At 70.9% G+C, this 23601-nt stretch carries 19 protein-coding genes; 5 read left to right on the forward strand and 14 right to left on the reverse strand.

Features of this window, described 5'->3' with window-relative positions; translation table 11 throughout:
- Nucleotides 1-324: 324 nt before the first annotated feature.
- A complete protein-coding gene (locus AOJ26_RS02555; protein ID WP_078959715.1) occupies nt 325-2319 on the forward strand; it encodes a right-handed parallel beta-helix repeat-containing protein in 1995 nt (664 codons plus the stop codon).
- 66 nt (nt 2320-2385) lie between these two features.
- Here AOJ26_RS02555 and AOJ26_RS02560 read toward each other — a convergent pair whose 3' ends face one another.
- Nucleotides 2386-3867, reverse strand: a complete 1482-nt coding sequence (locus AOJ26_RS02560) for a hypothetical protein (RefSeq protein ID WP_373413169.1) — start codon at nt 3865-3867, stop codon at nt 2386-2388.
- Nucleotides 3868-4074: 207 nt separating this feature from the next.
- On the opposite strand from AOJ26_RS02560, the gene AOJ26_RS02565 reads away from it, so the two are divergent.
- Genes AOJ26_RS02565 through AOJ26_RS02575 form a run of 3 tightly spaced genes read left to right on the forward strand, consistent with a single transcriptional unit; the run spans nt 4075 to nt 7917 of the window.
- On the forward strand, nt 4075-4881 hold the full coding sequence (locus tag AOJ26_RS02565) for an ABC transporter ATP-binding protein (protein ID WP_078959717.1): 807 nt from the start codon (nt 4075-4077) through the stop codon (nt 4879-4881).
- Entirely contained in the window at nt 4878-5846 is a 969-nt protein-coding gene (locus AOJ26_RS02570; RefSeq protein WP_053846496.1) for an iron-siderophore ABC transporter substrate-binding protein, read from the forward strand. The genes AOJ26_RS02565 and AOJ26_RS02570 overlap by 4 nt, the downstream gene beginning before the upstream one ends.
- A 4-nt stretch (nt 5847-5850) precedes the next feature.
- A complete protein-coding gene (locus AOJ26_RS02575; RefSeq protein ID WP_053846497.1) occupies nt 5851-7917 on the forward strand; it encodes an iron ABC transporter permease in 2067 nt (688 codons plus the stop codon).
- A 48-nt stretch (nt 7918-7965) separates the two neighbouring features.
- Here AOJ26_RS02575 and AOJ26_RS02580 read toward each other — a convergent pair whose 3' ends face one another.
- From AOJ26_RS02580 to AOJ26_RS02620, 9 genes are all read right to left on the reverse strand, one after another.
- Complete coding sequence (locus AOJ26_RS02580; RefSeq protein WP_053846498.1) at nt 7966-8613, reverse strand: TetR/AcrR family transcriptional regulator; 648 nt, start codon at nt 8611-8613, stop codon at nt 7966-7968.
- A 28-nt stretch (nt 8614-8641) separates the two neighbouring features.
- A complete protein-coding gene (locus tag AOJ26_RS02585; protein ID WP_053846499.1) occupies nt 8642-9046 on the reverse strand; it encodes a PaaI family thioesterase in 405 nt (134 codons plus the stop codon).
- A 46-nt stretch (nt 9047-9092) separates the two neighbouring features.
- A complete protein-coding gene (locus tag AOJ26_RS02590) occupies nt 9093-10433 on the reverse strand; it encodes an MFS transporter (RefSeq protein ID WP_078959718.1) in 1341 nt (446 codons plus the stop codon).
- 68 nt (nt 10434-10501) lie between these two features.
- Nucleotides 10502-10987, reverse strand: coding sequence for a MarR family winged helix-turn-helix transcriptional regulator (locus AOJ26_RS02595; RefSeq protein ID WP_306300070.1), 486 nt, complete (start codon nt 10985-10987; stop codon nt 10502-10504).
- 125 nt (nt 10988-11112) lie between these two features.
- Nucleotides 11113-11961: a PHB depolymerase family esterase gene (locus AOJ26_RS02600; RefSeq protein WP_053846501.1), complete on the reverse strand. Its 849-nt coding sequence runs from the start codon at nt 11959-11961 to the stop codon at nt 11113-11115.
- Entirely contained in the window at nt 11958-12290 is a 333-nt protein-coding gene (locus AOJ26_RS02605) for a DUF4387 domain-containing protein (RefSeq protein WP_053846502.1), read from the reverse strand. Before AOJ26_RS02605 ends, AOJ26_RS02600 begins: the two co-directional genes overlap by 4 nt.
- 3 nt (nt 12291-12293) lie before the next feature.
- Nucleotides 12294-13655, reverse strand: a complete 1362-nt coding sequence (locus tag AOJ26_RS02610; RefSeq protein ID WP_053846503.1) for an acyclic terpene utilization AtuA family protein — start codon at nt 13653-13655, stop codon at nt 12294-12296.
- Nucleotides 13656-13687: 32 nt separating this feature from the next.
- Nucleotides 13688-14935 (reverse strand): MFS transporter, encoded by a 1248-nt coding sequence (locus AOJ26_RS02615; RefSeq protein ID WP_324613950.1) that lies wholly within the window; start codon nt 14933-14935, stop codon nt 13688-13690.
- 246 nt (nt 14936-15181) lie between these two features.
- Complete coding sequence (locus tag AOJ26_RS02620; protein ID WP_053846505.1) at nt 15182-15901, reverse strand: GntR family transcriptional regulator; 720 nt, start codon at nt 15899-15901, stop codon at nt 15182-15184.
- A 245-nt stretch (nt 15902-16146) separates the two neighbouring features.
- On the opposite strand from AOJ26_RS02620, the gene AOJ26_RS02625 reads away from it, so the two are divergent.
- Nucleotides 16147-16827: a helix-turn-helix transcriptional regulator gene (locus tag AOJ26_RS02625; RefSeq protein ID WP_053846506.1), complete on the forward strand. Its 681-nt coding sequence runs from the start codon at nt 16147-16149 to the stop codon at nt 16825-16827.
- 47 nt (nt 16828-16874) lie between these two features.
- Here AOJ26_RS02625 and AOJ26_RS02630 read toward each other — a convergent pair whose 3' ends face one another.
- From AOJ26_RS02630 to AOJ26_RS02645, 4 genes are all read right to left on the reverse strand, one after another.
- Complete coding sequence (locus AOJ26_RS02630) at nt 16875-18749, reverse strand: AMP-dependent synthetase/ligase (RefSeq protein WP_053846507.1); 1875 nt, start codon at nt 18747-18749, stop codon at nt 16875-16877.
- A gap of 287 nt (nt 18750-19036) precedes the next feature.
- Nucleotides 19037-20452, reverse strand: coding sequence for a sensor histidine kinase (locus AOJ26_RS02635; protein WP_053846508.1), 1416 nt, complete (start codon nt 20450-20452; stop codon nt 19037-19039).
- Nucleotides 20449-21171 carry a response regulator transcription factor gene (locus AOJ26_RS02640; protein WP_053846509.1) on the reverse strand — a complete coding sequence of 241 codons (723 nt, stop codon included), beginning with the start codon at nt 21169-21171 and terminating at the stop codon, nt 20449-20451. The genes AOJ26_RS02635 and AOJ26_RS02640 overlap by 4 nt, the downstream gene beginning before the upstream one ends.
- A 100-nt stretch (nt 21172-21271) precedes the next feature.
- Nucleotides 21272-23536, reverse strand: coding sequence for an MMPL family transporter (locus AOJ26_RS02645; RefSeq protein ID WP_063790217.1), 2265 nt, complete (start codon nt 23534-23536; stop codon nt 21272-21274).
- Between the last annotated feature and the right edge of the window lie 65 nt (nt 23537-23601).

Consider the following 23601-nt stretch of genomic DNA (forward strand, 5'->3'; position numbering starts at 1 on the left):
GGACGCCGCCTGTGTGGGGGCGGTGAGAGGTGAACGCGCGGGTTCACATATGTGTGAAGGGGATGCATGCGTGAAAGGTCTGTTGGCTGGTGAACCTAAAGGTCTACACCAAAGCCGTCAAGGGGTGTGACCGGAGAAGTCCGCCGAGGCTGTGCTGAGTTGAGAAGTTGTAGGCGAAGCGGGAGAAGCGGCGACAGCCGGATCGGTCCGCACGACCAAGGGGTCCGCCGCCCGCGACTTTGGTCGACGACGCCGCTACCTCAGGACGACTGCGCGCACCGCCGGGCTGTCCCAGGGTGGAACCTCTTCCAGCAAGGAGGCACCATGGCGATCTTCCCTACCCGGACCGGGCGGGGCACGGCGGCGCGGGCGACGGTGGCGATCGGACTCACGGTGGCGGCGCTGACTTCACCGGCGGCGGCCTCACCTCCCACGGCGGCGGCCCCCACACAGTTGTACGTGGCCCCCTGGGGCAAGGACTCCTGGCCCGGCACCCTGGAGCGCCCCTTCGTCACACCGGCACGTGCGCAACAGGCCGTACGCGCCCGAGTGCCGCGCATGACGTCGGACCTGGTGGTGAACCTGCGCGCGGGCACGTACCACCTCAAGGCGCCGCTGCGTCTGTCGGAGGCCGCGGGGGACTCCGGCCGGGGCGGACACCGGGTGATCTACCAGGCGTACGGGTACGGGACACCCCGGCAGGAACAGGTGACCGTCAGCGGGGGCCGCCGGATCTCCGACTGGCGGCCGGACCGACGGCACAAGGGCTTGTGGCGCGCGGACGTGGGCCGGCTCGAGACCCGCCAGCTCTACGTCGAGGGCCGGCGTGCCGCGCGCCTCAGCCGCGAGGGCTCGGGCTTTGCGGGCACTCTGAAGGCGACCAGGACCGGTTACGTCACCACCAGCACTGCCCCCCGGACCTGGCAGCGTCCCGGCGACATCGAGTTCGTCTACCGGTCCGGCTACCTCGAAGGCCGCTGCGGAGTGGCGGGCGTCTCCGCGAGCGGCCGCCGGACCTCCGTCACCATGGACCAGCCGTGCTGGAACCTGGCCCGGACGCTGTACGGGGGCACGGAGTTGCTGGAAGCGCCGAACAGTGTGGAGAACTCTCCAAGTTTCGTACGCAAGCCCGGCAGCTGGTACCTCGACCGCTCCCGGCCCGGACACCACACCTTGCTCTACCTCCCGCGACCCGGGGAGGACATGCGCCGCGCCAAGGTGGTCGCCCCGGTCCTGGAGACCCTGCTCACCGGCACCGGCCGACCGGGCCGTCCCCTCCACGACATCGGCCTGCGCGGCCTCACCTTCGCGTACGCCACCTGGCTGGCGCCCAGTCGGCCCGCCGGGTTTCCCTCCGCATGGAGCATGTACCTGCGGCCCGGCAAGGGGGAGGACGCGAAGCTGCTCACGGTGCCGGGCACGGTGGCGTTCCGCACCGCCGAGCGGATCACCCTGGAGGGCAACCGGTTCACCCACCTGGGCGCCCAGGCGCTGGAGTTGTCCCGGAACAGCTCGCACAACGTCGTCGACGGCAACGTCATCACCGATGTCTCCGACGGCGGCATCCTGATGGGGGTGGTCCCGCCCGACGAGAAGGGAACCAACCGCGGAAACCGGATCACCAACAACTGGATCCACCACATCGGCGCGGAGTACCACGCGGCCTCCGGCATCTGGGACACCGCCACCCAGCAGACCACCATCGCGCACAACCAGGTCGATGACGTGCCCTACACCGGCATCCTCTCCGGGCCCGGCGACGACCTGCGCGGCATCATGCGCCGCAACCGCATCCTGGACAACCGCGTCCTCGCGACCAACCAGCTCCTGGAGGACGGCGGCGGCATCTACCTGCGCGGCGAACAGGGCACCTCCTTCGACGACGGGGCCCTCATCAGGGGCAACGCGGTCACCGACAGCAAGCACGGCGACTGGAACGTCGGCATCTACACGGACGACAGCACCAACTGGGCCACCGTGGACGGCAACACGGTCTACGACTACGTCGCCTCCATCGGCGGTTGCAGCGAGGAATGGGGCAACCGCCCCGTCCAGAACGTGCGCTACCGCGGCAACTTCTGGGACGACACCGTACCGGCGTGGGTCGCGCGACGGGACTACCCCGGCGCGTGGCCCCCGGCCGACGAGGAGAACCCGGAGGAGGGGTGCGGCAACCCCCACCGCCTCACCTTCGCCGACAACACCCTGCTCCCTCCCCGCGACCCGGGCCCGGCCTGCACCACCCACACGGCCTGCGCCGCCGTCCTGACGAAGGCCGGCCCGCTTCCGTCCTACCGGGAGCGCCTGGGCATGCCGTGACGGAACGGCACGGCGCAAAAGGCTCTTGGCCGTGCCGTTCCGTCACCGGTTGCGGAGCCCGCGCCGCTACGGCGCGATCCCGACTCCGTCGATCCGGCTCCAGGCCCTCTCCTGCTGGGTTGTCATGGCCGGCCACGTCAGTCCTCCCGGCCGGGGCGCGACGCGGGAGGCGTACGGGAGGGGGCGGAAGTCCGGGTCGTAGAGGCATCCCGTGCCGTAGGCGCGGTCGTAGAGGGCGCAGGAGGCCGCGACGGACCGGGGTGTGGGCTTCTTGCCCGTGCGTACCCAAGTGGCCAGCGCGGCGATGGAGTTGGCGTACTCGGCGTTGCTCAGTTCGCTGTGCTCGTGTTCCGTGGTGAAGGTCTGGACGAGGTTCTTCGCCCGGTGGGCGCCTTCCAGGGTGGCCCGGTAGGCGGCCTCGTGCTCGATGAAGGCGGTGGGATCGTCGGTGGCGTGCAGGGTGAGTACGGGGATGGAGACCCGGCCGGTGAGGTCGCTGTCGTAGGACAGGTCACGCTGGGCTGCGGGGTCCGCGGAGAAGCGTTCGACACCTGCGTTCAGGGCCTTGTCGTCATGTGAACCGGAGTACCGGACGCCCGCGTTGCTGAAGGGGTTCCGGTCGCCGAGCCGGTTGTGCACGATGTCGCGGAAGGTGAACACGGAGAACCGCAGGTGTGATTCGAGGGTCCGCTCCGGGATACGTGTGACCGCGAGGATGTCGTCGAGGTTGCGCTGCTGAAGAGCGGTGCGTTCCTGGGGCGCCGACGCGTAGCCCGTGCACTCCTGCAGGCGGGCCCGCAGGCCCGCGGTGGTCAGGGTGGAGGTGGGCCGCAGTCCCTGCCACAGCGGGTACTGCGGCTCGGTGGGACGGGGCAGGTTCTGGCAGTAGTACTGGTAGACCACGCGGAGGTCGACGCGGTAGTCGTACCCGCGTGAGCCGCCGCCCAGCACCCCGTTCGTGAGCAGGGCACCGTCGTAGGAGCCGTGTCGGCCGTACACCTCCACCACCTTGGCGGCGACGTTCCCGCCCCAGGACTGGCCGTGCACATAGGTGCGGCCGGGACGGCCGAACTCGCGCACGAAGAGTCTGCGCACGTTCTCCGTGTCGGCCGCAGCCATGCGGGTTCCGTAGCCCCCGCGACGGTAGGACGAGCCGGCCCAGGCGTATCCCTGATCCACCATCACCGACCAGCGTTCCAGATCGCCGAGGCTCCGCTCGGGGTCGGAACTGTCGCCGAGGTCGGGACCGCCGTGGGCGTGCACGACGAGCGAACCGTTCCACCGCTTGGGAACAGCGATCGCGTAGAAGGCACCGTTGGTGTCCTGGCCGGTGTAGCAGGTGGCCTTCTGTGCCAGGTCCGCCGGGCAGGAGACCGGCGCGGGAGCCGGTTGGGTGGCCGCGTGCGCCGGGCCGATGCCGCTGAGGGTTCCGGCGACGAGACCTGCGATGCTCGCGGTCAGCGTCACGGAGCGTCGTGCGCGGGACCGGAGGAGACGGGGGAGGAGGCGGGTCCGACCTGAGCGATTCACAGCAGTGCTCCCGAACATCAGTGGCGCACCGTCGCGCCGAGCGGTGCGATGTTAGGAACGCGGGCGTCGCCGCACTACGAGTCGCGCGATTGTGTTCATACTGTCCGCGCCCTGAAGGCACGACATCTGACGGCAAGCACCCCACCAGGGACATCCTTAATAAGGTTAGGCTAACCTTCGTTTGTGAGTTCTGGTGAAGAGACAACCGAGCTGAGCGCGCGGGGCATGACCGTGGCCTACGACGGGACGGACGTCGTCCACGACGCGGCCGTCACGCTCCGCCCAGGCGACGTGACCGCACTCGTCGGCCCCAACGGCAGCGGCAAGTCCACCCTGTTGCGCACACTCGCGCGCCTCCAGCGCGCCCGCACCGGCACGCTCACCCTGAACACCGATGCCGACGGCCCGGCCGACGGACTCGCCCTCAGCGCACGGGAGTTCGCGCGCCGCGTGGCACTGCTGACCCAGGGCAGGCCCACGCCCAGCGGGCTGACCGTGCGGGACATCGTGGAGTTCGGCCGCTACCCCTACCGCGGCCGCTGGGGCCGTGCGGACCCCGACGGCCCGGCGGCCGTGCGGCACGCGCTGGCCCTGACCGACGTCGAGGATCTCGCCGACCGGGGAGCCGAACACCTCTCGGGCGGCCAGCTCCAGCGCGTGTGGCTCGCGAGCTGCCTCGCCCAGGACACCGGCGTCCTCCTCCTCGACGAACCCACCACCTACCTCGACCTGCGCTACCAGGTCGAACTCCTCGACCTGATCCGCGACCTCGCCGACGACCACGGCATCGCCGTCGGCGTCGTCCTGCACGACCTCGACCAGGCGGCCGCAGTCGCCGACCGCGTCGCCCTGCTGCACGCCGGACGGATCGTCGCCGACGGCACACCCGCCGAGGTCCTGACCGCCGACCGCCTCAGCGACGTCTACGGCATCCGCGTCGACGTGGACACCGACCCCCTGACGGGCCGGCTGCGCACCCGCGCGGTCGGCCGCCACCACGCCCGCACCGAAAGGCTCAGTGCCACCTCATGAGACGCCCCCTGATCGCCCTCGCCGCGGCGTGCGCCGCCCTCGCCCTGGCCGGCTGCGGAACGACCGAACCCGCCGCGACGGACACCGAGCCCAGCACCCGGAGCATCACCCTCACCGACGCCACGGGCGCCAAGGTGACGCTCGACGGGCCCGCCGAGAAGGTCGTGGCCACCGAGTGGGACGTCGTCGAGCACCTCGTATCGCTCGGTGTCGCCCCCGTGGGCGTCGCCGACGTCAAGGGCTACACCGCCTGGGACGCCTCCGCCCCGCTGACCGGCACGCCCAAGGACATCGGCACCCGCGGCGAGCCCAGCACGGACACCATCGCCTCGCTCTCCCCGGACCTCATCGTCGCCACCACCGACCTGACGCCCGCCGTCGTCACACAGCTGCGGAAGATCGCCCCCGTCCTGGAGATCCAGTCCGCCGACGCCTCCGACCAGATCGGCCGGATGAAGCAGAACCTCGACCTCATCGCCGAGGCCACCGGCACCACCGACAAGGCCACGAAGGTGAAGCAGGGCTTCGACGCCAAGATCACCGAGGGGAGGAAGGCCCTCGCCGACGCCCGTCTCGCCGGACACGGGATCGCCTTCGCCGACGCCTACGTCGCCTCCAACCAGGTCTCGATACGGCCGTACACCAGCGGCTCGTTGATCGGCGACGTCAACGAGGCGGTCGGCCTGAAGAACGCCTGGACCGTCAAGGGCGACGCGAAGTACGGGCTCGCCACCACCGACGTCGAGGGCCTCAGCGGACTCGGCGACGTGACCTTCGCCTACATCGGCAACGACAGCGAGAGCGACCCGTTCACGACCGACCTCGCCAAGAACGCCGTGTGGAAGGGCCTGCCCTTCGTGAAGAAGGGTGACGTGCACCGACTGCCCGACGGCATCTGGATGTTCGGCGGCCCCACCTCCATGGAGGCGTACGTGGACGCCCTGGTCGCCGCCCTCACGAAGTAGCGCCATGACCGTCACCGCACCCGCCGCCCCCGCCGGCTCACCGACCACCGCGGCCAGGACCGGCGCGAGCGCGGTGACGGCCGCGCTCGTCGCCCTGGTCGCCGTGCTCGCGATCCTCGACATCACCCAGGGCACGGCGGCCGTCGGCACCTCCGAGGTGTTCAAGGCGCTCACCGGGCGCGCCGAGCCCGGCGACGCCTCGGTCGTGATCGCCTCACGGCTCCCGAGGGCGGCCGCCGGCCTCCTGGTGGGCGCCGCGCTCGGGATGGCCGGTGCGGCCCTGCAGGCCGTCAGCCGCAACGCGCTCGCCGCGCCCGACACCCTGGCCGTGAACGCCGGTTCGTACCTGGCGCTGGGGCTGCTCTCCGTCACCGGCGTGTCCCTGCCGCTGCTCGCGTCCTCCGGTGTGGCGTTCGCCGGCGGCCTGGCCGCCGCGGCCGTGGTCCTGTCCCTGTCCGGTCTGGGCGCGGGCACCGTCCGCCTCGTCCTCGCGGGCAGCGCCCTCACCCTCGGACTGACCTCGCTCACCGAGGGCCTCCTGCTGCTGTTCCCGCAGGAGACCGACGGCCTCTACCAGTGGAGCCAGGGCAGCATCAGCCAGAACGGCTTCGACGGCGTCGTCCAGATGACCCCCGTCGCCGCGCTCGCCCTGCTCGGCCTGCTGCTGGTGGCCCGGCGGGTCGACGCCCTGGCCCTCGGCGACCAGGCGGCGCACGGTCTCGGCGTCCCCGTCCGGGCCACCCGGATCACGGTCGTGGCCCTCGCCGCTCTGCTCTCCGCCGCGGCCGTCACCCTCGCCGGCCCGGTCGGATTCGTCGGCCTGTGCGCCCCCGCCCTCCTACGACCGCTCGCGCGACGTGTCCGCCCACTGGTCCGTGTCCGGCTGGGGCTGCCCGTGGCCGGACTGCTCGGCGCCGCCCTGGTGCTCGGTGCGGACGTGCTGCTGCGCGCGACGGTCTCCGCCGACGCAGCGGTCGCCGTGCCCACCGGCGTCGTCACCAGCCTCCTGGGCGCGCTCTTCCTCGTCGGCATGGCCCGACGGGTCCGCGACACGGCCACCGCGAGCGCGCCGGAACAGTTGCGGATCGTGGGCCGGGCCGCCTATCTGGCCACTCTCGCGGCCCTGCTCGCCGCCCTCCTCGCCGTGACGGTCGCGGGAGTGCTCCTCGGCGACACCAAGCTGCTGCTGGGGGACGTCGTCAACTGGGCACGCGGTACGGCCGTCCCGTCCGTCTCGTTCGTGCTGGACACCCGTGTGCCACGGGTCCTGGCGGCGCTGCTCGCCGGTGCCGCCCTCGCCCTGTCCGGCACCCTGGTCCAGGCCGTCACCCGCAACCCGCTCGCCGAACCGGGCATCCTCGGCGTCTCCGGGGGCGCGGCGCTCGGCGCCGTCCTGCTCGTCACCACCGCGTCCTCGCCCGGCTCCTGGGCCGTGGCCTGCGCGGCGTTCGCGGGAGCCGCGGTCACCGCCTCGGTCGTCTTCGGCCTGGCCGCGCGCGGCGGGTTCGGGCACTACCGGCTGGTCCTCGTCGGCGTAGGGGTGTCCGCCGCCACCAGCGCCCTCATCAGCCTGCTGATCGTACTGACGGACCCCTTCAACGCCACCAAGGCCCTGACCTGGCTGTCCGGTTCGACCTACGGCCGTACCCTGCCCGACGGCCTGCCCGTCGCCGGCGCCCTCGTGCTGGGCGTCGCCGTGGCCGCGGTCCGTCGCACCGAACTGGACCTGGTCTCCCTCGACGACACCACGCCCGCGCTCCTGGGCCTGCGCCCGGGCCCGGCCCGCCTCGGCTTCCTCGCCACCGCCGTACTGCTCAGCGCCACCGCGGTGGCCGCGGCGGGCACCATCTCCTTCGTCGGTCTGATCGCCCCCCACGCGGCCCGCGCCCTCGTCGGCCGCCGCCACGCCCGCGTCCTGCCGACGGCGACCCTCCTCGGCGCGACCCTCGTGTGCACGGCCGACCTCCTCGGCCGCACTGTCATCGCGCCGGCCCAGCTCGGCGCCGGCCTGATGACAGCGCTCATCGGTACGCCGTACTTCCTGTACCTGCTGGTGCGGACGCGGCGCTGACGACAAGTGGGGTGCAACGAGTCGGACCGCGCTACGGCTCGTGTCCGCTCACACCCGCGAGGCCGCGAAGTCGGACAGCGAGGGCGGAGACGCGTGAGATGCGGTGAGGAGGGCGCCGTGCACGGCGGAGGACGCCGCCCGGGTGGCATAGCGGGCGGTGTCCGGGGGCCACACGTCACGCTCCTGGTGGATCAGGAGACCGACCGCGCCGTGCACGGCGGAGCACAGCAGTCTGGCGGTCTCGGTGGGACTCTCCACCGGTACTCCGGCGTCGACGCAGGCCGCGACCTTGTCCCGGAAGTAACGGAAACACGCGTCCGCGTTCTGGCGGCTGGCCTCGGTGGCCTCGCCGTCCATCACCAGCCGGTACTGGGAGGGATGGCGAAGCCCGAACGTGATGTAGGCGACGCAGGTCTCGTGGAGCGCCGTCACCGGGTCCTGAACCTCCCGGGACACGGCTTCCAGCTCGACGAACAGGGAACTCCACACCCGCAGGCACGTGGCGTGGACGAGTTCCCGCTTCGATGCGAAGTGGAGGTAGACGGCCGGCGGGGTGACGCGCGCGCTCGTCGCCACCGAGCGGATCGTCAGGGCGTCGACGCCACCGGCCTCGAGCAGTTGGCCGGCGATGTCGAGCAACTGCTCGCGCAGCAGGCCGCCCTGGCCCTTGGCGGCACGAACACGGGAACCGGTCACAGGAAGAGGCCTTCGGGGAGGAACGACATCAGGGTGTCTTCGTTCTGACGGAGGTGACCACCTGCGTCACCCGGGCGCACAGTTCGCCTTCGGCGTCGCGCACGTCGACCTCGATGACGGTGTTGCGGCCCACCCGCAGGGGCCGGGCTGTGGCGATGACGTCTGTGCGGGCCGGCCGAAGGAAGTGCGTGGTCGACTCCACGGTGGCCGGTGCGGCGCCCGCCGGACCGTTCAGGGCGGCGCACACGGCACCGCTCACATCGGCGAGTCCCATCAACGCGCCCCCATGGAGGCCACCGCCCACCGTGGAGAGCGACAGATCGTGCGCCAGCGAGGCGCGAACGCCCTCTGCCGTCATCTCGTCGAACACGACTCCGAGGGTCTTGGCGTACGGCGCGAGCGCATAGACGTCTTCCGCTGCGAGTGTGGGCACGGGCGGCTCCCATCTGAGTCAGGGACGATAAGTTATCGACGTTAACTCACTTCGTCAACCGGGGAGTTGCCTGGTCGGAGGGTGTGGAGCCGACGCGGCCCAACGACCGGTCGGCCGTGCACAGAACCAGGAACACGGCGGCCACCCCGATGAGTGGCCAGGCCATGGCGTGCAGGCCGGCACTGGTGGCGCCGTCCCGGAAGAACACGGCGCTCGCCGCCGCCGAGAACAGGGCGCCGACATACATGAACGTGCGCAGCAGCCCCGCGGACGAGCCCATGCGGGCCGGGTCGGCCTGGGCGTACAGGGCATTCTGGTTGGCCAGCCCGATCAGCCCGTGCGGGACGCCGACGACCGCGCTGAGCGCGACGAGCACCCACACCGGACTGTCGTCGCGCAGGAGCAACAGCGCCGCACAGCCGAGGCATTGCAGGAGTGCTCCGACGACGAGTTTGCCCCGCACCCGGCCACGGCGCCCGGTGAGCGCGGTGACACCGATGGCCGTCGCCGACAGGGGCAGCAGAAGCAGCCCGGCCTGCGGCGCGCTGAGTCCTCGGCCCGCCTGGAGCCACTGGCTGTACCCGTAGAAGAAGGCGTACGACGTGGTGTACGCGAGGCACTGCCGGGTGAACGTGGCGAGCAGCGGTGCGTTCCCGCCGAGGACTCGAAGGTCTATGAACGGCTGGGCGACGGCGAGTTCGCGGCGGACGAACACGGCGCCCGCGGTCAGGCCGAGCACCGGCAGATACCACTGCGCGACCACTGGGGCCATCAGGAAGAGCATCAACGCGGTCAGTGAACCGGCGAACCACAGCATGCCCGGCACATCCACACGTGTCGTCGCGCCCGAGGGTGTGGAGCGCGGCAACCACAGTGCACCCAGGACGACGCATATGAGGGACAGCGGCACGTTGATGCCGAAGATGAGATGCCAGCCACCCGCGCCGATCAGCAGGCCACCGAGGGCCGGACCGACGACCGCGATGACCTGGTTGGAGACCGACAGCGCGGCGAGGACGCCACTCGGGTTCCTCCGGCCGGTGCGCTCGGACTCGGAGCGCAGCAGCGACATGGACGCGGGGAAGGCCGCCGAGGTGCCGAATCCGAGGAGGACGCGGGAGGCGACCAGTACCCACAGGTTCGGAGCGAGAGTGCCGAGCAGTCCGGCCAGACCGGCCAGCGCGGTGCCCAGCAGGTAGAGCCGACGCGGACCGAAGACGTCGACGAGCCGGCCGATCACCGGCTGGCCGACGGCGGTCGCGAGGTAGAGGCCGGAGACGAGCCATGCCGTCTGGGAGGGCGGCACGCCGAAGGCGCGGCCGATGGGCACCAACGCGACCGCGAGCATGGAGGAGTTGACCGGGTTGAGGACCGAACCCAGGACCATTGGTGCGATCAGGCGACGGTCGAAGCCGCCCCTCTCCGCCCGGCGTTGTCGGCGTGCGGCTGTACGCGTCACGCCTGCGCCACCCTGTCGAGCAGCGCCATGGCGGTGATGACCGCCCGGACCTCCTCCTCGGTGCCGTGCTCTTGCAGCGCCCGGGCGAGCCACTCCTGACGGGCGAGGCGCTCGCCCTTGCGCCGTTCGTGCCCCCGGGTGGTGAGTGCGACCAGTTGCCGGCGTCCGTCCCCGGGGTCCGGGCTGCGCGACACGAGCCCGGCCTCTTCAAGGGCGATGACCGTCTTGGCCATCGACTGGGGCCGGACGCCTTCGGCGGCGGCGAGATCACTGGCGGAGGCGGGGCCGTTCCTGGCGAGACGGCGCAGGACGGAACTCTGCGGCGGGGACGGTTCCTTCTCGGTGCTCCGGTCTCGGCCCGACGGTTCCTCGGCCGCTTCCAGGGCGCGCAGTTTGCGGCGGAGTCGGCCCACCACCACCCAGATGTCGCCGGCCGCCTGAACGGCGGCCTCGGTCAAGACGTCTTCGTCCGCTGGCATCATGCCCTCAGAGTAAATAGACAGCCCAGGCTGTACAACCTTGGCTGTACAAATGTGTCGCGTTCACCGCACCGGTCCGTCGGCGGTGCTGTCGAGGACATCGCGGGTCCGATCTGCGGGCGCTGCCATCAGTCGCGCGACCTGTGGACCTGCGTTTCGAGGAACCGCTGGACCACGGGGAGGACCGCGAAGTGGTTGTGGTCGGTGCCGGGCACGATGTCGAGACGGGCGTCGATGCCGTGATCGCGCCAGTTGGCGCGCAGCGCGTTGATGCGTTCGACCCGGTCGGTCCCCGTGGCCGCGGACAAAGGCCCGTCGTCCGGGGCGAGTTCGGCCGAGTCGGTGTCGTCCTCGCCGACGACGAGTTGCACGGGAAGGCCGCGCAGGGCTGCCGGATCGGCGTCCGTCCCGAACTGCTCCTTCATGTCGGCCGTGCCGTGCCACCACGTCGTGCTGGGGTCGAGGAGGGTGACGCGCCCGGGCGCGCCCACCGACAGGCTCGCCAGCCGGTCCGGGTGGAGGTAGGCGAAGCGATGGGCGAACTGGCCGCCGCCGGAGAAGCCGTGGAGGTGGAAGCGGTCGGTGCGCACATGCCAGCGGGCCGCGACCTCGTCGACCATGGCGAGGAGGACCTCGTCGGGGCGGAATCCGGCAGGGGACAGGAGCTTGTAGCTGTCCACGTCGTTCGGGCCGGTGATCCCGGCGGGGAAGAGCGGGACGAGGACGACGCAGTTGTGGCGTTCGGCGAAGTCGGCGAAGGCGTCGCGGAGTGTCTCGGCGCGGCGCCGCGTTCCGTGGACGGTGACCACCAGCGGGACGGGCGGGCCGTCGGGGGCGTGCCCGGTGGGGACGTAGAGGCAGTAGGAGAAGCGGGGGTCGTCGGTGAGGGCGAAGAAAGCCGTGGGGCCGGTGAGGAAAGTGATCCCGGGGTGTCCGGCGGGCAGGTCCCAGGGAGCCAGGGGGCGTTCGGCGGTCATGCGTGCTGCTCCTTGTCCGCGTCGCTCACGGCGAGGTCCATCAACGGGGCGTACTGCTGGCCCGCGTAGCAGTCGCTGTCGCGCAGGTCGCCCTGGACCGTCGGGCGGGGGAGGGAGACCTTCACGGCGAGAGCCAGCGGGTGGTTGACGAGCAGGATGTCGGCGGGGTCGGCGCCGTAGAGGTCGGCGAAGAGTTGCCTGTTGAGGAAGCCGCCGGCGACGAGGGCGTCATAGGCGGCCTGGTCGTGGCACATGAAGTCGAAGGTGAGGGTGAAGGGGCCGGCGTTCTTGGAACGCACGAGGGAGCAGTAGTCGAGCAGAGTGGTCATGGGTCACAGCTCCTCGGTGGTGGTGCGGAACAATTCCGTGGGACTGACGCCGGTGACGACGTGGTTGAGGGTGAACCGGTAGAGGGGGCCCCGGTCCGTCTCGGGCGGGGAGTACGGGTAGGCGAGAGTAGAGACCAGCCCGTCGTATTCCGGGATGGGCAGGTGGCTGCTGGCATGCGCGACGAAGGTGGCGACCGCGTGGGCGGTTGCCTGGTCGGGCGCCGTCACCGTGATGAGGACACCGAGTTCGCGGGGATGCAGCGGTTCCGGTTCCGCGGCGGCCAGTACCGCCCCGTCGCCGTAGAGGCGGAAGTCGATGTCGACGTCGTCGGGGTCCACGGTGCCGCCGAACACGTCGAGGATCTTGTCCGCGAAGTACTTCTGGGCGAAGGGGAGCAGGTCGGGCAGGCGCCGGATGACCACCTGGTCGCGCACTCCTCCGACGATGACGGTCTGGTAGCCGACGAGTTGGGCTCCTTCGAGCTTGTTGGTGTAGCCGTCCGCGGGGACGAAGCGTGCTCCGCGCGCCCGGACGGTGCGTTCGTCGACCGCCTCGTAGGTGGCTTCGCTGGTGTCGAGGACGCCCGAGGGTTCCGCGACGTGATACGGGTCGGCGTTCTCGTACAGCGTGTGGGCGGCCACGGAGCGCGGGGTGAGGCGGCTGCCTTCGGCGAGCGTGGTGACGTCGAAGTGGTCGTCCCGCAGGTGTACGAGCAGGCCGTTGGCGGAGGGGGGTATGGCGCAGGCCGCGCCGCATTCGATGGTCTTGGCCATGTGCCAGGTCAGACCGGGATCGGCGCCGAGCATGCGGGGGAGCGCGGCGAAGAGCGCGGTGTCGCTGGCGCGTCCGGCCAGGACGACGTCGCAGCCGGCTGCCAGGGCCTCCTGGATGGGCTCGACACCCATCATGGCCACGGTGTGACTGCGGGTGAACAGCTCCCGGTCGATCTCGGGGGCGTGCGGCAGCGGGCGGAGCCGTCCGGCGTCGTAGAGCTGCTGGAGCCGCTCGCCCGGCTGGTCGGAGTAGATCAGCGCCAGTTTGAAGTGCAAGTCCTCCGCCGCCGCGATGTCGCGCACGAGGGCGGCCACGCGGTCGACTCCCGTGTCACGGCCGCTGGTGCCGCAGGACCCGATGATCAGTGGCACGCCCAGCTCGTCGCGGGCCTTGAGCAACAGGCGCAGGTCGCGGGCGACGGCCTGGTCGGAGAGTTTGGGGTGTCCCGAGCCGAGCGCGGCCGGACCCGAGTCGGTCGATCCGGCGTCACACGCGATGACGTGCGGGCGGGCCTCGACGCCGCGTCGGAAGGCGGCGGCGTCGAAGCCGGCGCCGAGTGCACCGGTCGGTGCGAGGATGCGCAGTTCCATGGGGGTCCATGTCCTTAGTGAGGGGTGGTTGTTCAGTGCGTGGAAGGCGCGATGCGGCGGGCCAGGCGGGTGAAGACGGCGAAGGTGACGGTGGCGAACACCGCGCCGTTCAGGAGCATGAAGCGCCAGCCGGTCGCGTCGACAGTGAGGCCGAGCAGGGCGGGGCCGAGCGCCGCGCCGGTGGACGAGGCGACGGTGTACAGGCCGGTGTAGGTGCCCAGGACATGTCTGCTGGGGGCGAGGTTCCACAGCGCGACGAGGGCGTTGACGGCGAAGGACGCGTAGCCCACGGAGGCGATCGCCATGGAGACGACCGTGCCGGGAACCGTGGGGACGCAGAATCCGATGAGCAGACCGATGATGAAGACGCCGACGCCGTAGCGCATGGCGCGCACCTGGCCCAGACGGGACGAGGTGTAGGCGAGCGGGACGACACAGAGCAGGAAGGCGACGGCGCCGGGGAGGGCGAGTCCGCCGGCCGAGCCGCGGGACAGGCCGAGGGACTCGGTGCCGTACGGCGTCAGCAGCGCGCGCAGGGCCGACCACATGCCGGCGAAGCAGAAGATGCCGAGCATGAGCAGGGCCCGGGCGCGGGACGGGTCGCGCGCCATGTCCCTGATGACGGCCCAGGGTGAGGCGAAGTCGTCGGAGGGCGGTGTGACGCGGGGGCGCGGTTCGGCGGCGGAAGCCGGCTCGGTGGGCGACGGCTTGGCGGTGCGGTGCCGGCGGCCCAGGAAGAACCAGGACGTGGCGAGAAGGAGCAGCATGAGGACGGGCGGGATGGCGAACGCCAGGGTGATGCTGCGGTCTACGACGAGAAGGCTGATCAGGGACGAGACGACGATCGTGAGACTGACGCCCGCCTTGACGAATCCCTGTGCCTTGCCTCGCTGGGAAGGGGCGACGTAGTCGGAGACCAGGGTCTCCGTGATGCCCTTGAACGCGTTGGCCATGGCCGCGAAGCCGATGACGCACAGCAGGAGCAAGGGCAGACTGTGCGTCCAGGGGATCAGGGCGAAGGGCACCGAGGCCAGGGCGGCTCCGGTCAGGATGATCGCCCACCGGCCCTTTCCGTCGCGTGCGCGACGGTCGGACAGGAACCCCGTCCAGGGCTGGATCAGGACCCCGAGCAGGTTGTCCATACCCATGATCAACCCGACCAGGCCGGCCGAGGCGATGTAGTGCCGCAACTCGGAGGGGACCTGCGCGTCGTAGAAGTTCCAGACCGATTCCTGGGCGAAGACGGCCAGGGTCACCCACAGGACCGTCGTGGCGCTCATCCGCCGTGGGGTGGCTGGCCCTTTCTCGACCGGGGTGCTTGCGGGGGTGTCCTCCAGAGGCTCGGGCTGAGGTGCGATGTGGGGCATGGCGGCTCCTTTGCCATATGCCATAGCATATTCATTCTAAGTCACCCCGCCTGCCGGTCGGTCGCCGAGGCGGAAGTGCGCAGGTTTGCGTCCCCCGCCTAGCTATTTGCTATAGCTCAAGCGGTAGTGGGTGACCAATGCGGTGGCGGCTTCCTTCTCTCAGTGCGAGAAACGCGCCGTGAGCAGGGAGGAACTCGACGACCGGCTGTGCGCGGTCATCAGCTCTTCCGCCCGCCTGCCGTCTCCGGCGGCGATGGCGTCGTAGATGGCGCGGTGCTGGTGGTAGCGCGCATCCACGGCGCTGCGCCGTTCGTCGCTGACCTCGGACAGGACGCTGTCGCGTCGTTCGTCCGCGCCGAAGGCGTCGACCATGTGCAGCATCTGCAGGAGTGTGGCGTTCCCGCTGGCCTCGTCCACCAGGCCGTGGAACCGCCGCATGCAGTGCAGGATCTCCTCGATCAGCTTCCGCTCCTCCTCGCTGCCGGGAGCCAGTCCGGCCGCCCGGCCGCGCAGGCGGTCCGCCTCGTCCAGGGCGGCACGCATCCGCGCCCGCTGCTCCGCGGTCGACTTCTCCGCGGCCAGCCGGGCGGCCAGAGCGCGAAGCGAGTCCCCGATCATGGAGAACTCCCGCAACTCCTCGTCCGCGTACTTCGCGATGCGCACGGACCGCGGGCCGGTCCTCTCCACCAGCCGGTCCTGCTCCAGCCGGCGCAACGCCTCACGTACCGGTGTCGCGCTGATGTCGAGGGATTCGGCCAGCCCCCGCTCGGTCACCTTCTGGCCCCGTTCGAGGACGCCCGAGACGATCGCCTCACGGATCGCCGTGTACGCCTGATCGCCCAGGGTCGCGGAGATCGTGAGCTGCGGAAGCTGTGCCATGGGCAGTACGGTATTTGCTACAGCAGAATTGTCAACCGGTTGCGGGCATGTGAGTTCCGACCGAGTCCTGGCGGCAGGCGAAGGCCACCACCGGACAACCGTCAAGGAACGCTCAGCTTCACGGCGGGCCGACCGTCAAGTGCCGTCTGAATGATGGGCCGGGACATCCCGGAATCCGGTCAGGGCCTCAGCGCCCGGCCGGACGGGCGGTGACGGCAGGGCTGTCGGACCGAGAAGAAGGCCCCGTGAACAAGGTGATCGTCGCAGGCGGGCCGTCCCTGGTACGGACGGCGCTGACCAGGGTGATCGATGCGAGCGACACCCTGAGGGCGGTCGGCACCGCCGCCCACAGCGAGGAACTCGCAGACCTGCTCGACGCCGACGTCGACGCGGACGTCGTCCTCCTCGACCGCTCCCTCCACACCGGGCGACAGGGCGGCTTCACGGCCCTGGTGACCGAGATCTGCGCCGTGACCCGGACCGTCGTCTTCGGCGCTCCCAGCGCTCAGGAGGTCGATGCCCAGGTGCGTGCCGGCGCCACAGGTGTCCTCGGCGCGGATGTCAGCGCCGCCCAGCTCGTCGCCGCGCTGGAGACCGTGTGCCGGGGTGGGCTCGTCGTCGCCCTGGGCACGGCACCGGCCGTCAACAGGGCACAGGCTCGGGTCACGCCCGAACTCACCCGGGACCTCTCCGTCCGGGAACGCGAGATCCTCATCTTGCTGTCGAGCGGTCAGGACACTGCCTCCATCGCCCGCGACCTCGGTCTCAGCCCCCTCACCGTGAAGACCCACATCACCAACATGCTGAGCAAGCTGGGAATCCGCCGACGCGGACACCTGATCGCCTTCGCCTACGAGAGCGGGCTGATCGTGCCGGGCATCACACCCACCAGTTTCATCCCGCCCCCGCTGTGCGCACCTTCGTAGCCCGGTGTGAGACCCCGTCGGGCTCTGTCCACCGGCGCGTGCTGCTCCTACCCCTCGCGTGTGCCCTGGTACATCTCGTCGATGAGGTGCCGGTAGGCGTGCTCGACCACCGGCCGCTTCACTTTCAGGCTCGGAGTGATCTCGCCCCGGTCCACCTCCAGGTCGCGGGGCAGCAGGCGGAACTTCCTGATCGTCTGCCACCGCTGAAGACCGGCGTTGAGTTGCCGCACGTACCCGTCGATCAGCTCGACCGTGCCGGGCGCCGCAACGACCTCCTCGTACGACGTCCCCTCCAGGCCGTTCTCCCGGGCCCACTGGAGGATCGACGGCCCGTCGAGCGCGATCAGGGCGGTGCAGAAGTTCCGGTCGGCGCCGTGGACGAGGATGTTCGACACGTACGGGCACACCGCCTTGAACTGCCCCTCGACCTCGGCCGGGGCGATGTACTTGCCGCCGGACGTCTTGATGAGGTCCTTCTTGCGGTCCGTGATCCGCAGATAGCCGTCGTTCGAGAGTTCGCCTATGTCGCCGGTGTGGAACCAGCCGTCCGCCTCCAGGACCTCGGCGGTCTTCTCCGGCAGCCCGTGGTAGCCCTCCATGATCCCGGGGCCCCGCAGCAGGATCTCCCCGTCGTCCGCGATCCGGACCTCCGTGCCGGGCAGCGGCCTGCCGACCGTGCCGGTGCGGTAGCCGTCGGCGGGGTTGACGAAAGCGGCGGCCGAGGACTCGGTGAGGCCGTAGCCCTCCAGGATGCGGATGCCGGCCCCGGAGAAGAAGTAGCCGATCTCCGGGGCGAGGGACGCCGACCCGGAGACGCAGACGCGCAGACGCCCTCCGAGGGCCTGGCGGAGCTTGGCGTGGACGAGCCTGTCGGCGACCGCGTGCTTGACGCTCAGGCCCGCCGAGACGGAAGCGGAGCCGGAGTTGCGGAAGTTGTCCTGACTGACCTCGGCGTACTCGCGGGCCACCCCGGCGGCCCACCGGAAGATCCTGAACTTGGCGCCACCGGCCGCACGGGCCTTTGCCGCGACCCCGTTGTAGACCTTCTCGAAGATGCGTGGCACGGCAGCCATGTACGTGGGCCGGACCACCGGAAGGTTCTCGGTGATCCTGTCGGCGCGGCCGTCGACGGCGATGACATGACCGACCTCGATGTGGGTGGAGGTCAGCGCCTTGCCGAAGACGTGCGAGAGCGGCAGCCACAGGTACTCCACGTCGGTGGCGCGGAGCAGTCTCGTGGCGGCGGTCGCCTTGGCCATGTACGCCCAGTTGTCGTGCGGCAGCCGCACGCCCTTGGGGCGGCCGGTGGTGCCGGAGGTGTAGATGAGGGTGGCGAGCTGGTCCCTGGTGATCGCGCCGACCCGCTCCTTGATCAGGTCGGGGTCCTTCTCCAGGCGGGCGGCGCCACGGGCCTCCAGATCGGCGAGGGTGAGCACGAAGTCGCTCGACTCCACGCCCGCCGGGTCGATCAGCACGACATGGGTGAGCGCGGGCAGCTCACCGCGCTTCTCGACGGCCTTGGCGAGCTGGGCCGCGTCCTCCGCGATCAGCACCCGGCTGCCTGAGTCGGAGAGGATGTACGCCGATTCGTCGGCGTTGGTCTGCGGATAGACGGTGGTGGTCGCCGCGCCGGCGCACATGATGCCGAGGTCCGCGAGGATCCAGTCGATCCGGGTCGAGGAGGCCAACGCCACCCGTTCCTCGGGGCGCACCCCCAGCTCGATCAGACCGGCCGCGATGTCGTGGACCCGCTCGGCGGCCTGCGCCCACGTGAGCGACTTCCAGGCGTCCGGGCCCTCGCCGCCGGACGGCGGGGCCGGGTAACGATAGGCCTCGGCGTCCGGGGTGAGCGCGACGCGCTCCAGGAAGAGGCCCGCGACGGACGGTGGACGGTCCCCTGTGGGCGTCTGTGTGTTGTGCACTACTTCCTCCGGATATCGGTGGGGCTGCGGTCGGGGTGATCAGACCTGAGCGGTTGGGGAGCGGCGGCCCATGGGGCATGCGCCGGCCGTGAAAGGGCAGCGGGCCTGAGTGCCACGGACGTCGCAGGACGGCTGCGGGTCCGTCGTGGCCGGTCGCGCAGTTCCCCGCGTCCTTGGGTGCGCCATGTGGATGTGCTCGTGCAGCCGCGTACGGCGGGAAGGGGACGGCAGGTCGGGGTGCCCGGCGGCTGGTGAGGGTCAGCCGGCCGGGTGCCGTGGGCGGACCGTCAAGGGCGACGGCCGCGCGGGAGCCGGATGGTGACGGTGGTTCCGACCCCCACCTGCGAGTCCACGTCCACCTGTCCGTGGTGGGCGTGGACGATGGCTTCCACGATGGCCAGGCCGAGACCGGAACCGCCGTACGCGCGGCTGCGGCTGGCCTCCGCGCGCCAGAAACGCTCGAAGACGCGGGGCAGGTCCTCGGCCGCGATTCCCGGGCCGTCGTCGACGACACTCAGTTCCACGGTCTCCCGGCTCAGGGCGACCTCGACGCGCACGGCGGTCTGAGCCGGAGTGTGCTGGACCGCGTTGCCGACGAGGTTGCGCAGGACCTGTTGCAGACGGGCGGCGTCGCCGACGACGGCGGCAGGCGGTGCGGGTGCCATGGCGATGTCGCGCTGGGGGTAGATGATCTGGGCGTCCTCGACGACGCCGGCGGCCAGGACGGTGATGTCCACGTCGTCCTGCTCGACCGGGCGGCCGGCGTCCAGGCGGGCGAGCAGTGCGAGATCCTCCACGAGCAGGCGCATCCGCCCCACTTCGTTCTCGATGTGCTCGAGCGCGGTCTCCAGGCCCGGTCCGGAAAGGCCGCCCTGGCGGTGCAGGTCGAGCCAGCCGGAGATGGTGGACAGGGGAGTGCGCAGTTCATGGGAGGTGTCGGCGGCCAGCGAGCGGACGGTCGCCTCCGCTCGGGCCTGCGCGTCGAACGCCCGGTTGACCGCCTTGGCCAGCAGGTCGGCCTCGCTGCCGTTGCGATGGGTGGGCAGCCGTTCGGTCAGGGAGCCCGCGGCGATGGCGTCGGCGCTGCGGGCCATACGGGCGAGCGGGCGCATGCCCAGCCGCAGAACCACGACGGACAGCCCGAGCAGCACCAGTAACGCGCCGCCGATCAATGCCAGTTGGCGTCCGATGAGCGCGTCGGTGGTGGCGTCGTCGACGGATGTGTCGATGGTGAGGATGACGGCCGCCGGTGCCACGGTGCCTTCAGCGGGCCCGCGGTCGATGACCAGTCCGGGGCTCGGGATGCGTACGGCGCTGAGATCACCGCCCTCCACGGTGACCACACTTCCCGTCGGCGCCGTCGCGCTGAAGGCGGCCACCTCGGTGGCGGCCCGGGACGCTGAGCCGGTGCTCAGCAGGACCCTGTTGTCCTCGTCGACGGCCACCGTGCCCAGGGGCGAGCCGAGAAGTGCGCCGAGCTGGTCGGCGTCGGCGGTCTGCGGTCCCTGACGGATGACCCGCGCCAGGCGCGCCGCGTTGGCCTTGAGGGTGTCCTCGTTGCGTCGGTCCAGGAAGTCCTCCAGGAGAAAGGCGCTGATGACGGCGCTGGCGACAAGGCCGACGACGAGGAGGACCGCCAGGCCGGCGAGCAGGCGCAGACGGACGCTGGAGGAGGCCCAGGGAAGACGGCCGCTCAGTCTCATGTGTCGTCCTGCTCTCGGAGGGTGTAGCCGACGCCGCGCACGGTACGCAGCAGCGGCGTCCGGCCCTGGTCGATCTTGCGCCGCAGGTTGGAGACGAAACGCTCGACGACCACGGAGTCCCCGCCGAAGTCGTACTGCCACACGGCCTCCAGGATCTGGGCGCGGGAGAGGACCTGCCCCTGGTGACTGAGCAGGTAGTGCAACAGCCGGTACTCGGTGGGAGACAGTTCGACGAGCTGTCCGCCCCGGCGGACCTCGTGACGCAGGTCGTCGAGCGTGAGGTCGTCACAGGACAGGCGTGTCTCCTCGGCGGCGGCGGGCGCTCCGCCCCGGGCGCGGCGCAGCAGGGCCTGCAGGCGGGCGCCGACCTCGACGACGCTGAAGGGTTTGGTGACGTAGTCGTCGCCTCCCAGGCGCAGCCCTCGTACGCGGTCCTCGACGGCGTCGCGCGCGGTGAGGAAGAGGACGGGGACGTCGATGGCACGGGAGCGCAGGAGTTGGAGGATCTCGAAGCCGTCGGCGCCGGGGAGCATCACGTCGAGGACGATGACGTCCGGAGGGCGGCGGGCGACCTGGTCGAGGGCCTCGCTCAGGTCGCCGGCCGTTTCGACGTCGAATCCGGCGAACTCCAGTGCCGAGATCAGCAGGCGCCTGATACCGGGATCGTCGTCGACGACGAGGACGCGGTCGGCGGTGGCCGGCGTGTTGTCGGCGTTCATGTGTGCTCCTGGTGGCGGCAGCGGAAGACCGGGGTCTGCCGCTGCCGCCGGTGGGGCCGATCCGGGTGTCCCGGTAGCGGCGCTGCTGGTCATGGTGTGGTCACAGGTGTGCGGGGGTTGATTCCTTGGCGGGGGCGTGCGGGGCCGCCGGCCGGGGGGCGTGGAAGTTCTCGCCCTCGACGTCGAGACGGGGCAGCACCCGGTCGAGGCGTCGTGGCAGCCACCAGGCCCGGTCCCCGAGGAGCGCCAGCACCGCCGGCACCAGGGTCATGCGGACCAGGAAGGCGTCCACCATGACTCCGAAGGCCAGGGCGAAGGCGATCGGCATGATGTCGGCGTCGTGGGAGAACAGGAAGCTGACGAACACCGAGATCATGATGAGTGCCGCAGAAGCTACCACACGGGCGGAGTTGCGGGCCCCGTTGAGGATGGCCGCGCGGGCGTCACGGTGGCGGTTGTAGTCCTCCCGTACGGCGGAGACGAGGAACACCTCGTAGTCCATGGCCAGCCCGAAGAGCACGGACATCACGATGATGGGCACAAAGCTGGCCACCGGGCCCTCGCTGGGTACGCCCAGCACTCCGGCCAGCCAGCCCCACTGGAAGACCGCGACGGTGGCACCGAAGGCGGCGCCCACGGACAGCAGGAACCCGAGGGTCGCCTTGACCGGGATGGCGATCGACCGGAAGGCGATCATCAGCAGGAGCAGGGAGAGGCCGACGACGACGATCACGAACGGCACGAGCGCGCCGCTGAGCTTGTCGGAGACGTCGATGCTGACCGCGGTCATACCGGTGACGGCCACGTAGGAGCCGCTGGACTGTGCCAGTGGCTGCATCTGGGTGCGCAGCCGGGCCACGAGGCCGCTGGTCTCCTCGGACCGCGGTCCGCTCTCGGGGATGACCTGGATCCTGGCCGCCGTGGCGTCCTCGGCCAGGTCGACACCGCTGACGTCCGCGATGCCGTCGACCTTCCCGAGCTCGTCCTCGACGGCGGCGGCCGTGGAGTTGGCGGTGGCGGGGTCGTCGTTCTCGACGAGTACGACGAGGGGGCCGTTGGCGCCGGGACCGAAGGCGTCACCGATCACGTCGTAGGCCTGGCGGCTGGAACTGCTCGTGTCGCTGGAACCCTCGTCGGTGAGCGCCAGCTTCAGCTCCATGCCGGGAACGGCCAGGGCGATCAGCACGGCGGTTCCCAGGATGAGGTTGCGCACAGGGTGGCGCAGCACGCCCTCGGTCCAGCGCACGCCCATCGTGGCCGTCCGGCCGTCGTGTGCCGCCGACCTCATGGCGCGCCTACGGCCGATCAGGGGCAGGAACCGGCGGCGCCGGACCGCTGCCCGGGGTGCCCGGAGTGCTCGGGGGGTGAGCCGGTGGCCGGCCATCGCCATCAGGGCGGGCAGCAGGGTCAGGGCGGTGATCACGGCGACGGCGACCGCTCCCGCCGAGGCCAGTCCCATCGAGGTAAGCATCGGTACGCCGGCCACCGACAGACCGGCGAGCGCGATCAGGACGGTGGCTCCGGCGAACACGACGGCGCTGCCCGCGGTGGCGGTGGCCCTGGCGATGGACTCCTTGACCGGCATACCCGCACCCAGTTGGGCGCGATGGCGGGAGACGATGAACAGGGCGTAGTCGATACCGACGGCGAGCCCCAGCATGATCGCCAGGGTGGGCGCGTTGTCGGAGACGTCGAACACCGTGGCCAGGCCCATCATCGCGGCCACCGTTCCGACGATGCCGAGAATCGCGGTGAGCAGGGGCAGACCGGCGGCGAGGAGCGACCCGAACGTGATCACCAGGATGATCAGCGCCACGCCCAGACCGAGCAGTTCACCGGGCCCCACGGGCGGGTGCGAGGTCTCGTACGGCTCACCGCCGTAGATGGTCCGCAGGCCTGCCCGCTCCGCCGACGCCCCGGCGGCCCTCACCGCGTCCAGCGTGCCCTCCGGCACGTCGTCGGCCTCCTTGGTGGTGAACGTGACCTCGGCCACCGCGGTGCGCCCGTCCCCGGAGACGGTGTCGTCCCGCGCCGGGTCGCTGACCTCGCTCACCCCCGGCACGCGGCCCGTGGCGTCCAGGGTGGCCTTCAGGGAGTCCCGCAGATCCGGCTCGGTCACCTTGTGCCCAGCCGGCGCCTGGAACACGATCCGCGCCGACTGCGCATCGGGCTCGGGGAAGTGCCGTTCCATCTTCGTCAGCGCCGTCTGGGCCGGGGAGCCGGGAATGGAGCTGCTGTCGGCGAAGGAGCCGGCGAAGGAAACCCCGAGACCGACCACCGCGAGGAGGCCCAGGAGCCACCCGGTCAACATCGTGCGCCAACGGCGAGCGCCGAACGCGCCCAGCCGGTACAAGAGCGTAGCCATCAAAGATTCCCTCACTGTGCGGAAGACGACCCGTCACATCCTTCTGAGGGGACTTGACGACCGCC

Origin of the sequence: Streptomyces sp. NRRL B-24085 (assembly GCF_001282115.1) — a bacterium.
GTDB lineage: Bacteria > Actinomycetota > Actinomycetes > Streptomycetales > Streptomycetaceae > Streptomyces.